Here is a 13,950-nt window from a genome sequence, read left to right on the forward strand (position 1 = left end):
AGAATCACCGGTTTTTTATTATGACACTGATTTCCCCTTTCGGCCTTCAATCAGAACGAACCTGACAACCCCTAACTTCCTTTCAAAAGTCTAAACAAACACTATGAAAACGTCTCTCCCGTCATAATGCTCATAAAATCTCTGAAAAAATAACTATAATCAAAATCAAAAGCGATTCGGTGCCTTTTTTCATCATCCGCAAACTGTGCATACGGTCGAACATCGGCAATGCTCTGCCCTCTTGCCGTATTGCCATTTTGAATCACAATATGTACCGGAAGCGACTTAAACGTGAACATATCTTCTCTTATGCACGCCATCAATGTAATCGCATCGTGAACAGGACTTCCGAGTATTTCTGGGTTCCTGCTTTTGTAAAAGTTGTAATAAAAGTCGAGCATCGGTTTTAGAATGGGCATTCTACCTTTGTAATCGATATAATTCACCATCTCAGGAGTTACAACAGCCCGATCTGTAACATTCAACGGAATGATCGTCACGTTTTTGGCGTACGTTAATACGATTCTAACCGCGATCGGATCTCCATAAAAATTCGCTTCAGACACGGGCGTTACATTTCCAGGCACCCAGAACGCTCCGCCCATGATATAGTAAGCTTTTACTTTTTTCATCAGCGATTGAAACAAAATAAACATTGTAGCCAAAGAAGTCAGCCTGCCAGCATTCACGATAATGAGTTCATCTTGATACTGTTCGATCAAATTTACAATTTCAAAAAAGTTTTCAATGAATCCTTCCGATAGACCTGGATCAATCGGACCTAATCCATAAACACCATGCACGTCTGGATAAAACGTTGGTTTTTCCCCTGTCATCGGAACTTCTGCTCCACCAATCACTCTAACATTTTCCGGAAAGTTAAATGTTTTGGCTATAAATTTCACATTCAATACTGTTTGTTCTCTTGATACGTTTCCATAGTCTGCCACAACACCAACAATATCTATCTCATCGCTAAAAAAAGCATAAGCTAGTGCGATCGTATCGTCGATTCCAGCGTCACCAAAGAACAGAACTTTTTGTACCATCGTGCAGTTCCCCTTTTTAGGCATTTGTTCTATCCTATTGTGTGATATGCAGACTTATGAAATTTGGTCGTAAAAACTATTGCAGAAACCTATTCCGAAGGTCAGGTGTGGGAATCATACAACTCTCTTTTTGCCCGAACCATTTATACCGATTACTCGCGACCTTTTTATAGAAAACATTCCTAATCTGACGAGGTACAACTTTCATATATTTCCCCATGTTGTATGGGGATTTCAGAAACTCGGCAACTTTTGCTACGGCATCTGATTCTGTATATACCACTCCCTCACTAATTAAAATAACGGAGTTTGTTTGTTCGGAATCTATGTTGTGCTGGGATAACAATTTTTGTCCGGCATCTGACTGGATGGCCGAGAACTTTAACTTCTCACTTTTTTCATGTTTCAGTATAAATTGCACGCTTCCATTACAAAGATTACATACTCCATCAAAAAGAAGCACAGCAGGAGTTATTTCTTCATTACTTTTCACTCTATAGACCTCCTCTAACATCGGCTTTCCTCTAGTCTACTATTAATTTTCATGAAAACGCATCTTTCCGTCTTTTAAACCGTAGTATAAGGATAGGACAACTTGAGAAAGGTGATACATCATGAAAAATAAAGAAATTAAACAGCAAGCTAGACTTCGACTAAAGGGACAATGGGGCACAGTGGCGTTATTCACGTTGTTGTTCTCGAGCATCTTTTACCTCATCCCACTAATTATTGAAGTGAATTTGAGTGGTGGTTGGAGCGCTTGGTTGAATCAACCGGCCGACGAACTTAACGGACCGACATTCAGCACGTTCATCATCACACTCGTTTTACTCCCTTTATATATTGGATATTTGTGGACGTTTTTATCAGTGATCCGTACGGGTGAAAAAATCAACGTTTCAAGCCTATTTCAAGCGTTTTCTGAGATCAGTACGTATGTAAAAATACTCGGTGCTTATCTCGTGATGATGGTCTACTTGGTTCTGTGGTCTCTTCTTCTTTTAATTCCTGGAATCATTAAAGCGTTCAGTTATTCGCAAACGTACTTTGTTTTAAAAGATCATCCCGATATCGGGATCAACGCAGCGATCAAGAAAAGCCGCAAGCTGATGGACGGCTATAAGTGGCAGTTTTTCGTTTTACAGCTAAGCTTTCTAGGCTGGGGAATTCTTTGTGTTTTATCACTCGGCATCGGTTTCTTTTGGCTAGCTCCCTACATGAGCGCCTCGTATGCTGCGTTTTACAACGATCGAGTGAACGAACACCAAGCAGAATAAGTTTCTATTAACCTCGAGACCTTGGCTTCGAGGTTTTTTACTCTTTTTTCAACAAGGAATCATATCCAGGTACATACGATGAGGTTGCCAGACGGGAAATCGCTAATGAATATTTTAGGCTTTCGGTTCCTAACAACACCACTATCCTATGCTAATGTACCTATAAATGACCCACAAAGTTTCCCCCTGAACTGTCCATCTTGAATGGACAGTTTAAGGGGTTTTGTATTTGTTTGGGGTCAGACCCCATTTCCTAAAATATTTCCCAACACTAGGACATATCTATCAATATAGGACAGTCAGACAAGACATCTAAGGGGTGGCATGATGGATCAACTTACTTTAATCGTCGTCGGAGTCATTGGGTTTCTTGTGTTTATGGGGATTGTGGGTCATACACAAACCGCTTATCACTTTCGCAAATGGAACAAAGAGCTTCAGCAGCTTGAAACCAATAAAGAGCAGCAGCCGTATTCGCATTGGCTGCAACGTGTTACAGCCGATTACAAACAGTTTCATCTAGCAGGCGTACCACAGCTCAACACGCAAGCACTGATTGAAAAACATCTATACAACGAACGCATTCCGCTTCTTGGCATCTTGCGGGTACCGGTCGGCAATATCCAAAAGCTGCTCAACCAGCTTCCGTCTTTCACGATCATTCTCGGCGTGCTTGGAACTTTTGTCGGACTCACACTCTCTCTTTTATCCATGCAAGATACGCTCATGACGCTCGGTACGCAGCCTGCGGACTCAAAACTTACGCTAAATTCGATCATCTCCTCCCTCACCGCACCATTTGAAGGGATGAGTGTTGCCTTTTATACGAGTATTGCCGGGATTGGCGCTGCACTGCTGCTCAATGCCATTCAGTCTGGCTTCTTCTCTCAAGGAACATCACTTTCTTACATGCAGAACAAACTTTTAGCCGATTGTGAAGTGTATCTGGATCACAACATCAACAGCGACCTGATCAACGACAAGCCGCAAGATTCGGTTGAGCGTCTTCTAGATCGCCTAGCTTCACGCGTCGAGTCGTCGTTCGATAAAACGCTCGGTGAGTTCGCATCACAGATGGTTAATTTTACAGCAGGTCTTCAGAAAGCGATGGAAGACGTGAACGGCATATTTGAGGCACAGCGCGAGCACGCAGAGAAGTTCGGTGCATCCGCTACACAGCTCGATCAGTTCGGACAGCGGTTCAACGAGACGACAAAAGAACTCGGAACCATTCAAAAAACGGTCGACACGAGTATTAACGCGCTCGCTAAGAACATCTCTTCTTTTGAGCAGCAGCTAAAAACGAGCAACGACCGTCACACACAAGGTCAGCAAAAATTTGAACAGCTCATCCAGCGTTCTGATAAAATGCTGCAAGAAGCACAGCGACGGTCTGAAGAACATGCACAATCGATGCTCCGCGGCATGCAAGAACAGCTGCAGCACTACCAAAATCAGCATGACGCACTCGAGAACCGTCTCGCGCAAAAACAAGACGAATGGCATTACCGCTATGCTGAAAAACAAGGCGAATACGGCCGGGCGGCGGCTGACTTCGCTTCAAGCGTCGGTCAGCTCGAAAAAGGATTTTACGCTGCGGTCGAACATATCAAACGAGATTTTACTGATGGAGTTCGCAACATCATGGATAGTCAGAGCCGACAGCTCGCTTCTGCCCTAAACAACTCACAGAATCAAAATAGCCGCGATGATGATATGCGCGAGCTCGCTCGAACGCTCGAAAACCTGCACCACGGCTTAACGCGAAGCATCACCGACAACAATCGTACCCTATCTGACATGTACCACCTCATGCAGCGCATCTACCAAGCTGCGATGAACCAATCATCCAACCAAGTGATCTATGAAACACGCAGTCCTCGCGCACCCGAATACGTCGAGGATGAACGCATGCCAGAAGTCTCGCCGCAAAATTTTAGGAGACGGTGATCGGTATGAAGGCGCGCAAATCTTACTACAACGACGACAGCCAAGAAACAAAAGAAATCTTCTGGCCAAGTTTTACCGATATGATGGCGATGATGGTGCTCGTTATGATCTTTATCGCGATTCTCGCTTATGTGCAGAGCATCTATAACGCGTATGATCAAGCTCAGATCAAACGCGAACTTGGTCAGGTGGCTGAGGTGAAAAAGCACATCTCAGACCTCATCCAAAAACAGCTAGAAGAAAACGTTGGAAAAGATAAGATTATCCGTGGACCGAACAATACGATCTCTGTAGAAGGAAACATCCTTTTTGATACCGGCAGTGCAGATATTTCGGAAAAAGGAAAGCAAGTGCTCGAACCGCTCGCTGACGCTCTCGCCGCAATTATCGAGGAAAAAGACATGAGTCAATATCTGTATATCATTCTGATCGAAGGCCATACCGACTCTGTGCCATACGACAACTGGTCCCTTTCGACTCAGCGTGCGGTTGCAGTCGTTGATTATCTTGGAAAAGCGAATCCGAAACTCGCTAAAAAAGAGTATGCTCAATACCTCGCCGCAACAGGATACAGTGAGTATAAGCCGATTGCAGAAGGAAACTCTGCTGGAGCTCTCCAAAAAAACCGCCGCATCTCGTTTCAAATTATTTTGGATGACGACAAATGGCAGAGCAAGCTCAAGGAAATTGTGGAGCAATAACAGCACAAAAAAACGAGCGGAACACTTCGCTCGTTTTCTTTTTCTTTAAGCTTCTTTTTTACGCAGCATTGCTCCCAATTATATGACGAGTGTAGGTCTGCACGTTCCGCTAGCCTTCTTGCTGTTTGGAACAGGTACTGCATATCTTATTCAGAACCTGACTACGATCTATTTAAATCCTTATCTCGTACCTATCTCTTTCGTTATCATTCTAGTTCTTAGTTCGCTATTGTTTATGTGGCGTAATCGAAGGGAAAAAGTGAAGAATATTTAAGGAGAAGCAGCATCGGCTAATTTACGCAGATGCTGCTCCTCACAAAAAAACACCGGCCACTTTCAGCCGATGCTTCACAATTTGCTATTTCATTTCTTCTTAACCGGCACCCAAATCTCACTTCTAAATGTAGGTGACGTCGTATCTTTGTCCGCGTTCCAAAGAATCTCTGGTCCTTCTGTTTGTTCGTACGACGATGATGGAAACCATTCTGAGTAAATGCGTCCCCATACGTTCTGCAGCGTTTCTGGAAACGGACCGACCGCTTCAAAAACAGCCCAAGTAGATGCTTCCACCTTCAGTTCTGACAGATTCTCAGGACACACTCTTGTTGTGGCTGCCCCAATATAATGATCCAGCTCGCTGTTTTCTGTTGTTCTCTCTGAAAAGTTCGTTGACGCACTGATTAAGCCACTTGGCTCTATATTTGATAACTTCTTCAGCTCACTAATCATCTCTGGTGTGAGGCTCTGCCACATCGCGGCGATCTCAGGGTTTACCCCTTCAAAAACGAGCGATACTCGTTTTTTCAGACCCACAATAGAAAAGGTATCTTTTTCAACGATACGATAGTTCATTTCACTTCCTCCTTTTACCGATAATTGAAAGGACATGCGCGGAAAGGCTTTGAGTGAATGACCGCTTTTACGAGCTTCTGATGGTGTAATGCTGTGCATCTGCTGAAATGCTTTTGTAAAAGAATCAGGTGAAGAGTAGCCATATTTCACTGCCACATCAATCACTTTTATGTCGCTGTTCTGCAACTCAAAAGCTGCAAGAGTGAGCCGTCTGCGGCGAACGTATTCTGAAAGCGGAATTCCTGCCAAAAATGAAAACATTCTTTTAAAATGGTACTCAGAACAATACGTACGCCTCGCTACTTCTGCAAAGTCGATCTCATCCTGAAGATGCTCTTCCATATACTGCAACGCGTCGTTCATACTTTTAAGCGAATCCATCAACAACGCCTCCTTTCAAAATAAGAATAACAAGGGGATGAAGATGACACCCGACAATCTCCGTATTCAGTTTAACGGATTAGACGTTTCTATACATAAAAAACAACCGCTGCTACGGGCAACGGCTGTTCCAAATTACTATTTAAAAAGGGGGGGTAGTACTACTATTCCCAGCTCACATAATTTTATTCATCATTTTGCAAGTTTCATAGATTTTTTTTGCACGACTTCTGTTTTTCCGTAATAACTGTGTAAAAACATGCCGAGCATGATGATTAATACGCCCATCATCGAGAGGAACGTTGGGCTTGCGATCGATAACAGCCACATCTCACCTGCTAATACAAAAATAATTTCCGCCGATTGCGTCGCTTCTACACCTGCTAGTTTTACAGGATTGTTCGCACAAAGGTCCGTCGCTTGAAAAAAGAGAACGGTTGCGATAACACCTGATGAAATAGCGACTAAGAACGTCTGCCACAGCTGATCGTTCGTTGGAGGTCCGCTCTCCACCCATCCGATCCCAGCAAGGACAATCCACCACGGAAGTGAAGCGATTGTCATGCCGAATGCTCGCTGAAAAGCATCGAGGCGTTTGTTCGTAACGACCATCATTTTTCGATTGCCGAGTGGATAAGCGATCGCCGCAATCAAAACAGGCAACACAACGTTCAACCAAGCGGAGCCGTTCACACCACTCGCTTCCTGCACTTGAACGAGTGCGACACCTCCTAGTATGATCAGCGAAAAACCTAATCCTTTAAAAGGAATCTTTTGGCGTGTTGCACCATTGCCTCTTTCTCCTTCATAGAAGAAAGGCACGAGAAGAGAGCCTGCCACGATTGTAATCTGCCAAGTCGCGGCGACTAACCACGCTTCTCCAAAGCCTGCTGCGTATGTAATCGGTGCATAAAAGAGCACAAATCCTACCGAACTCCATAAGAACCATATACCAAACCGTGCTTTAAGTTCCTGAAAAACAGGACGCACGTTGCCACGCATCCAAACGATGATCCATAATAGCGGAACCATGTAAAAAAAGCGAAGGGCTGCACTCCAATGCCAGCTTCCGCCTGATAAGTCCATGGAACGATTCAAAATGAACGTGACGCCAAAGAAAAAGGCTGCCGCAATTCCAAGCCATATCGGTCTCATGTTAAGTCCTCCGTTTCCCTTTAAAAAGTATTCATCTGTCTTGTCCAACATGCTTATCTTTTTTTATTATCTTACCATATGGTTGTACGAATTTGGAAAGGCTCTTTAATTGGGTAATGAGGTCGTTCATTACGTGGTAATTCACTTTTTTTACGAGGTAATCGGAATTTTATACGTGGTAAACGGCCATTTATACGAGGTAATCCAACATTTATCCGATTTTTGACCATAACTGACAACTCTGCAACACACGAAAAAAAACGAAACCTCAATGAAGTTCCGCTTCCCCCTAACCTAAGCCAAAAACACCGCTCCATACCCGAGTGATCCAATAATGACGAACACCGGGGACACTTTCACTTTTTCCATCAATAAAAAACTGACAGCAGCTAGAAACAGCGTGTGCATCCAACCAACACTAATATAAGATTCGGCAAAGAACTGATACGCCATGATGCCAAGTAGTACAGCGATTGTCGGTTTTACATACGTGCTCATGTTCTTTACTCGTGGTGAATCTTTAAATTTATAAACAAGACCTAGAAACGCGACCATCAATAAAAGGGAAGGCGCAACGGTTGCAAATACGCCAACAAACGCCCCGAACCAGCCTCCTTCTTGGTATCCGATGTAGCCTGCCATCTTTGTCGCGATCGGACCAGGAAGTGCATTGCCGAGCGCCAACACTTCTGTAAATTCATTAACAGAAAGCCATTCATAGCGGTCAACCACTTCGTTTTCAATCAAGGGAATCGACGCTGGGCCACCGCCGTATCCTAAGATTCCGGGTAGGAAAAAGGCGAGAAAGATATGCCAAAAAGTCATCCTGTCTTCTCTCCTTCCCGCACGTTTACTGTCTGTTTATTCTTTCCCTTTAATGGTCCAAAAAGAGCAAAGGCCAATAACGCTCCAATAATGATTCCAGGGTGAACACCGAGAAATTGAAGAAGGACCACGCCTGCAAAGATGTGAAGAAGGCTGAGTTTTAAACCTAATCCTTTTTTGGAGCTATCAAAGAACTGCCACGTTAAGACAGCGAGCATCACAGCTACAACAGGAATGACGCCTTTTGTCATGCCTTGCACCCATGGCTGATCCTTAAATTCGCGGAGTGAGGTTAGAAGTAGAATCATTAAAATAATAGTAGGCAGTATTGTTGCTAATAGGGCGACGAAGAGACCCATAATGCCTGCAACTCGGTATCCGATGTAACCTGCCATTTTTGTCGCGATCGGCCCAGGAAGTGTGTTTCCTAGTGCCAACACATCTCCAAATTCTTCGTCGTTCATCCATTTGTATTTTCCGACCACTTCCTTATGAACCAAAGGGATGGAAGAAGGACCTCCCCCATACCCCAGCATGCCCGACCGAAAGAAGGCAAGAAACAAGTTGAGATACGTCATGTGATCAGTCCTTTATTCTTAGTTGAGTTTTGTATGTTACCATGCAGCGATCGAGCCATCTGTTCTTCCTTCCGTTCCACCTGCTAAAACACCCGTCTCTGGGTCTCTCCAAATGATCTGTCCTCGACCAAAGTTTCCTGAATCTGCGGCCACCTGAACGTCATGACCTCTTCTAGCTAAGTCATCAACAATATGCGGCGGTAGTGAGCGTTCGACTAGAACTTTCTTATCCTCCATCCACTGCCAGCGTGGCGCATCTAGTGCGGCTTGCGGGTTCAGATGAAAATCAACCGTGTTCATCACAACCTGCACGTGACCTTGCGGCTGCATGTAGCCTCCCATCACACCGAAAGGACCTACCGCTTTTCCATTCTTCGTTAAGAAGCCAGGGATGATTGTGTGATACGTCTTTTTGCCAGGAGCGAGTGCGTTATCGTGATCTGGATCCAGCGAGAAATCATGTCCTCTATTCTGCAGGCCAATTCCCGTCTCAGGAACAACTACGCCAGAACCGAATCCCATGTAGTTGCTCTGAATGAACGAGACCATATTGCCTTCTTCATCTGCCGTTGCAAGGTATACCGTTCCACCACTTGGCGGTGTTCCGGGTTCTGGCTGAAGAGCTTCACTACCGATCAGGTCTCTTCGTTTTGCAGCATAGTTCTCCGACAATAATCCTTCAACAGATACATTCATCCTTAGTGGGTCAGTTACATATTTTTTCGCATCCACAAAGGCTAGTTTGATGGCTTCGATCTGTTTATGATACGTTTCCGCTGATTCTTTTTCGTTAAAATCATACCCTTTTAGCGTGTTGAGCGCCATGAGTGCAACGATTCCTTGACCGTTCGGCGGTATTTCCCAAACGTCGTATCCTCTGTAGTTCACGCTGATCGGTTTCACCCACTCGGGATAAAAGGTAGCGAGATCTTCACTTCGGAGAAATCCGCCGTGCGTTTCTGACGCCTCGCTTATTTTTTGTGCGAGTGCTCCTCTATAAAAGGATTCTGATTTCGTTTCTGCGATGTCTCGTAAGGTACTTGCATGGTGAGGTGAGCGCCAGATCTCGCCAACTTCTGGTGCACGTCCGTCTGGTGCAAAGGTTTGGAACCAGCTCTCGAACTCCTCACCACTTAATTCACGCTTGTACGTTTCATACGCTTTTCGCCAGTACTTACCGAGAATAGGAGTCAGTGGGTAACCTTCTTCGGCGTAAGAGATCGCAGGTTGCAGCACTTCTTTAAACGGCAGCTTACCAAATCGGTTGGTCAATTCCGCCCAAGCAGCAGGTGCACCTGGCACCGTAACAGGCAGCCAGCCGAACTTTGGCATGTTATCATGTCCCGCTTTCTTCACTTCTTCGATCGAAATGCTTCTTGGTGCGGGACCACTCGAGTTCAAGCCATGCAGTTCACCATTCATCCAGACGATGGCGAACGCATCCCCACCAATCCCGTTCGATGTTGGCTCAACGACCGTTAGGCAAGCTGCGGTGGCGATAGCTGCATCAACTGCATTTCCACCCTTTTTTAACATTTCAAGCCCAGCTTGTGCGGCGAGCGGCTGACTCGTCGCAACCATCCCTTTTTTCGAAAAAACGCTCATCCGATCTGAGTGATAAGGGTTATGAAGAGCATTGTACTGAAGTTTCTGTTGTGTATCCTGTATCGTTTGATTCATGATTCTCACCTTTCGTGGCAGGCGATAAAATGACCTTCATCAATTTCGCGCCATGCGGGTTTTTCTGTTGAACACTTGTTTTGTGCGATAGGACAACGCGTATGGAACGGACATCCGGTTGGTGGATTAGAAGGACTAGGCAGATCGCCTTTTAACCGGATACGTTCTCTCTTTCTCCCAACGGTCGGCCTTGGTATCGCTGACAATAACGCCTCCGTATATGGATGTGTTGGATTTTCGTACAGCTTATGAACAGGTGCGAGTTCTACCATCTGACCTAGATACATAACCAGCACTCGATTGCAGAGGTGACGCACTACACCAAGGTCATGCGACACGAACAGATAGGTTAAGCCATGCTTTTCTTGAAGATCGCGTAAAAGTTTTATCACTTGTGCTTGAACAGAAACATCTAATGCGGACACAGGTTCATCACACACAATAAAGGATGGATTGATTGAGATCGCACGGGCTATTCCGATTCGCTGGCGCTGACCGCCGCTAAATTCATGCGGATAGCGCTCATAATGCTCTTCTTTTAGACCAACCTCATTTAAAAGTTGAAGGACCCTTTCTCTTCGTTCTAATGAGGATAGATTTGTATGGATGATGAGCGCTTCTTCTAGAGCATCACCAATCCGCTGTTTTGGATTAAGTGAGGCGTACGGATCCTGAAAAATCATCTGCATCTCTTTTTTAAAAGGCTTTAATTGCCTCGATGAATAGTTACTAATGTTATTCCCGTTAAAAACGAGTTCTCCTTCTGTCAGCGATTCAAGTCCAAGGATCGTTCTTCCGAGCGTCGATTTGCCGCAGCCGGATTCACCAACAACGCCTAGTGTCTCTCCTTTATAAATATCAAGCGTGATTCCGTCAACTGCCTTCACATGGTTCTTTACCCGCTGCAGGATGCCGCCTCTCACTGGAAAGTGCTTTTTTACATTTTTTACGCTATAGAGAACTTGCTCGTCTACCGCCATTCTGTTCGACCCCCTCTTCTTGCAGCCAGCATCTTACATTCTGTTTATCTGTAACTTGAAACGTTTCCGGAGATTTTTCCATACATTTATCAAAAGCAAACGGACAGCGTGGATGAAAACGGCATCCCGAGATCTGCTCATTTAGCATCGGCATCGACCCTACGATCGGCTTCAGATCAAATTCAGGATCATCAACATTTGGTACAGAAGCTAACAACCCTTTTGTATAAGGATGCTGTGGATTTTCATAGATTTCTTCCACACGGCCTTCTTCAATAATTTCTCCTGCATACATCACGATCACTCGATCAGCAATCTCGGCGACAACTCCCATATCATGCGTGATCATGATCATGCTCATGTCGAGCTGTTCTTTCAAATCGTTCAAAAGGTCGATGATTTGAGCCTGAATGGTCACATCAAGTGCTGTTGTCGGTTCGTCAGCGATCAACAGCGACGGGTTGCATGACAGTGCGATCGCGATCATGACGCGCTGCCTCATCCCTCCGCTCAACTCATGAGGAAATTGATTCATCCGTTCGACAGGTGACGGAATTCCAACCATCTTTAAGAGTTCAATTCCTCTCATATGTGCTTGTTTCTTGGATAGCTTCAAATGGATCATCAATGGTTCACGAATCTGAAAACCTACCGTAAATACTGGGTTTAAAGCTGTCATCGGTTCCTGAAAAATCATAGATACATCGTTACCGCGCACCTTCTGCATCTGTTTTGGTGACATCTCGGCAAGGTTTTTTTGATTAAAGAAGATCGATCCGTCTGCTATCATTCCGTTTGATGGCAGAAGTCCCATGATGGAAAGAGCTGTGATACTTTTACCACAGCCCGATTCTCCAACGATACAGAGTGTTTCTCCTTTTTTCACTGAAAAGGAAGCGCCACGGACAGCCGGCAATGGACCGTCCGCTGATTTAAACGTTGTCACTAGATCCTTTACCTCTAAAACAGTTTCTTTCATCATCCATCCCTACTCTCTATAAACGCCGTATAATGACCACTGTCCTGTAGGTTCCATCTCAAAGCCTTTAACAGATTTATCGTAAGCTGCTGACGCGATGCCATGGTAGATCGGCAGAACAGGAAGCTGTGTCATCACATATTCATCTGCTTTTGTTAAGATTTCCTTACGCTGTTCCTGATCTACAACAGAACGAGATTGATCGATCAGCTTATCGAGCTCAGCATCTTTATAACGGCTTAAGTTTGTCGCATCAATGTTTGCAGAATGAAGTCGTGGGAATAATAATTCACTTCCATCTCCCGTAACGTTCGACCAGCCGGCAATCGTAATATCAAAGTCACCTTTTTTCGAAACATCCAGGTAAGTACCCCATTCGATCGTCTCGATGGTTGCGTTTATCCCTGCTTCTTTTAACTGTGACTGAATGACTTCAGCCATGTTCATGTACTGACTCGTATTAGCTGCTAGTATTTTTATCACTTTTTTGTCAAACCCGTTATCTTTCACAAGTTTCTTCGCTTCTGCCTGATTAAATTTCGGTCCCTTATCACTGCTTTCGTTATGCCCAAAAACCTCTGGTCCGATGAAGCTGTTTGAATAAACTCCGAGACCGTTCAGCTTTTTCAAATACCCTTCACGATTGATCGCTTGAGAAACCGCTTGTCTGAATTTCAAGTCGTTCATCGGTTCTTTTTCCATGTTAAAAGCCAAGTAATAAACTGGAGTTCCTTCTTTTTTCTGAATTTCAACATTCTTAATCTTCTCTAGACGCGGCATCAGTTCAGGTGCCAGTCCATCGATCAACTGAACTTTTCCGGTCTGCAGCATAGAGATCGCCGTTGATACTTCAGGAACGACTGTAAACGTTAGCTTTTCAAGTTTGGCCGGCTTCTGCCAATAGTCCTTGTTCTTCACGAGTACGATGTCGTCGCCGTTTACTTTTTCAGAGAACGTAAATGGTCCTGTTCCGACTGGATCTTTCATGAGATCCTGCTTTTGATCAGCTGTTGGAGATACGATGGCCGCATTGGAGTGCGTTAGGGCCGCAAGCATCGGTCCATATGGCTTCTCTGTTTTTAAAACAACTGTATGTTCGTCCTGAACTTCGATGGATGAAACTGGTGCTAAAAGTGATGCCCGCGGTGCTGCCGTCTTCGGATCTTTCAATTTATCAAACGTGTATTTAACAGATTCTGCGTTGAACGGAGTCCCATCGTGAAATTTTATATCCTTCTTCAACTTGATCACCCACGTATTTTCGTCTGGGTTCTCGTAAGATTCTGCAAGGTGTGGAACGATTTCGCCTTTATTATCTCGAACAAATAACGTTTCATAGATCTGTTCGATCACTGTAGATGAAACAGAATCATTTGTTAGGATTGGTGATAGACCTACCACTTTTGAAGTCGTTGCATAGGTTAGCTCTTGTTCAGCTTTCCCTGCACTTCCACCTGATGAAGAATTGCTGCTGCAACCCACTAAAGCCAATGACAATACAAAAAGAACCGTTAGCAAACTAGCAAACCACTTTTTTCCCATT

13 protein-coding genes are annotated in these 13,950 nt (G+C 44.5%); 3 read left to right on the plus strand and 10 right to left on the minus strand.

The window, feature by feature from the left end:
- Positions 1 to 101: 101 nt before the first annotated feature.
- Together H9648_RS13075 and H9648_RS13080 are read right to left on the minus strand one after the other, a co-directional pair.
- Positions 102 to 1,049, minus strand: a complete 948-nt coding sequence (locus H9648_RS13075; protein WP_191754250.1) for a nucleoside hydrolase — start codon at positions 1,047 to 1,049, stop codon at positions 102 to 104.
- Between the two features lie 76 nt (positions 1,050 to 1,125).
- Positions 1,126 to 1,542: a thiol-disulfide oxidoreductase DCC family protein gene (locus H9648_RS13080; RefSeq protein ID WP_318243529.1), complete on the minus strand. Its 417-nt coding sequence runs from the start codon at positions 1,540 to 1,542 to the stop codon at positions 1,126 to 1,128.
- Positions 1,543 to 1,663: 121 nt separating this feature from the next.
- Between H9648_RS13080 and H9648_RS13085 the strand changes: the two genes are divergently transcribed.
- From H9648_RS13085 to H9648_RS13095, 3 genes are all read left to right on the plus strand, one after another.
- Positions 1,664 to 2,326 carry a DUF975 family protein gene (locus H9648_RS13085; RefSeq protein WP_191754252.1) on the plus strand — a complete coding sequence of 221 codons (663 nt, stop codon included), beginning with the start codon at positions 1,664 to 1,666 and terminating at the stop codon, positions 2,324 to 2,326.
- A gap of 324 nt (positions 2,327 to 2,650) precedes the next feature.
- On the plus strand, positions 2,651 to 4,276 hold the full coding sequence (locus H9648_RS13090; RefSeq protein ID WP_191754253.1) for a hypothetical protein: 1,626 nt from the start codon (positions 2,651 to 2,653) through the stop codon (positions 4,274 to 4,276).
- 5 nt (positions 4,277 to 4,281) lie between these two features.
- Positions 4,282 to 4,977: an OmpA/MotB family protein gene (locus tag H9648_RS13095; RefSeq protein ID WP_191754254.1), complete on the plus strand. Its 696-nt coding sequence runs from the start codon at positions 4,282 to 4,284 to the stop codon at positions 4,975 to 4,977.
- A 363-nt stretch (positions 4,978 to 5,340) separates the two neighbouring features.
- On the opposite strand, the gene H9648_RS13100 is transcribed toward H9648_RS13095, so the two are convergent.
- The 8 genes from H9648_RS13100 to H9648_RS13135 all read right to left on the minus strand — a co-directional run bounded on the left by H9648_RS13100 (position 5,341) and on the right by H9648_RS13135 (position 13,949).
- Positions 5,341 to 6,210, minus strand: coding sequence for an AraC family transcriptional regulator (locus tag H9648_RS13100; protein WP_191754255.1), 870 nt, complete (start codon positions 6,208 to 6,210; stop codon positions 5,341 to 5,343).
- A 192-nt stretch (positions 6,211 to 6,402) separates the two neighbouring features.
- The gene (locus tag H9648_RS13105) at positions 6,403 to 7,365 is read right to left on the minus strand and encodes a DMT family transporter (RefSeq protein WP_191754256.1); all 963 of its coding nucleotides are present in this window, start codon (positions 7,363 to 7,365) and stop codon (positions 6,403 to 6,405) included.
- Between the two features lie 294 nt (positions 7,366 to 7,659).
- Positions 7,660 to 8,190, minus strand: coding sequence for a chromate transporter (locus H9648_RS13110; protein ID WP_191754257.1), 531 nt, complete (start codon positions 8,188 to 8,190; stop codon positions 7,660 to 7,662).
- Positions 8,187 to 8,768 (minus strand): chromate transporter, encoded by a 582-nt coding sequence (locus H9648_RS13115; RefSeq protein WP_191754258.1) that lies wholly within the window; start codon positions 8,766 to 8,768, stop codon positions 8,187 to 8,189. The genes H9648_RS13110 and H9648_RS13115 overlap by 4 nt, the downstream gene beginning before the upstream one ends.
- A 36-nt stretch (positions 8,769 to 8,804) precedes the next feature.
- Positions 8,805 to 10,448, minus strand: a complete 1,644-nt coding sequence (locus H9648_RS13120; protein ID WP_225218888.1) for a gamma-glutamyltransferase family protein — start codon at positions 10,446 to 10,448, stop codon at positions 8,805 to 8,807.
- Positions 10,449 to 10,453: 5 nt separating this feature from the next.
- Complete coding sequence (locus H9648_RS13125) at positions 10,454 to 11,428, minus strand: ABC transporter ATP-binding protein (protein ID WP_191754259.1); 975 nt, start codon at positions 11,426 to 11,428, stop codon at positions 10,454 to 10,456.
- Entirely contained in the window at positions 11,400 to 12,407 is a 1,008-nt protein-coding gene (locus H9648_RS13130; protein ID WP_191754365.1) for an ABC transporter ATP-binding protein, read from the minus strand. Before H9648_RS13130 ends, H9648_RS13125 begins: the two co-directional genes overlap by 29 nt.
- Positions 12,408 to 12,416: 9 nt before the next feature.
- Positions 12,417 to 13,949 (minus strand): glutathione ABC transporter substrate-binding protein, encoded by a 1,533-nt coding sequence (locus tag H9648_RS13135; protein WP_191754260.1) that lies wholly within the window; start codon positions 13,947 to 13,949, stop codon positions 12,417 to 12,419.
- Position 13,950 lies beyond the last annotated feature (1 nt).

It is taken from the genome of Fictibacillus norfolkensis, from assembly GCF_014836645.1.
GTDB lineage: Bacteria > Bacillota > Bacilli > Bacillales > Fictibacillaceae > Fictibacillus > Fictibacillus norfolkensis.

Excerpts from the sequence above, each read along its gene's own strand:
- H9648_RS13075 (WP_191754250.1), bottom strand. The coding sequence starts at position 1,049 with ATGGTACAAAAAGTTCTGTTCTTTGGTGACGCTGGAATCGACGATACG.
- H9648_RS13085 (WP_191754252.1), top strand. The coding sequence starts at position 1,664 with ATGAAAAATAAAGAAATTAAACAGCAAGCTAGACTTCGACTAAAGGGA.
- H9648_RS13090 (WP_191754253.1), top strand. The coding sequence starts at position 2,651 with ATGATGGATCAACTTACTTTAATCGTCGTCGGAGTCATTGGGTTTCTT.
- H9648_RS13095 (WP_191754254.1), top strand. The coding sequence starts at position 4,282 with ATGAAGGCGCGCAAATCTTACTACAACGACGACAGCCAAGAAACAAAA.
- H9648_RS13100 (WP_191754255.1), bottom strand. The coding sequence starts at position 6,210 with ATGGATTCGCTTAAAAGTATGAACGACGCGTTGCAGTATATGGAAGAG.
- H9648_RS13105 (WP_191754256.1), bottom strand. The coding sequence starts at position 7,365 with ATGAGACCGATATGGCTTGGAATTGCGGCAGCCTTTTTCTTTGGCGTC.
- H9648_RS13110 (WP_191754257.1), bottom strand. The coding sequence starts at position 8,190 with ATGACTTTTTGGCATATCTTTCTCGCCTTTTTCCTACCCGGAATCTTA.
- H9648_RS13115 (WP_191754258.1), bottom strand. The coding sequence starts at position 8,768 with ATGACGTATCTCAACTTGTTTCTTGCCTTCTTTCGGTCGGGCATGCTG.
- H9648_RS13120 (WP_225218888.1), bottom strand. The coding sequence starts at position 10,448 with ATGAATCAAACGATACAGGATACACAACAGAAACTTCAGTACAATGCT.
- H9648_RS13125 (WP_191754259.1), bottom strand. The coding sequence starts at position 11,428 with ATGGCGGTAGACGAGCAAGTTCTCTATAGCGTAAAAAATGTAAAAAAG.
- H9648_RS13130 (WP_191754365.1), bottom strand. The coding sequence starts at position 12,407 with ATGAAAGAAACTGTTTTAGAGGTAAAGGATCTAGTGACAACGTTTAAA.
- H9648_RS13135 (WP_191754260.1), bottom strand. The coding sequence starts at position 13,949 with ATGGGAAAAAAGTGGTTTGCTAGTTTGCTAACGGTTCTTTTTGTATTG.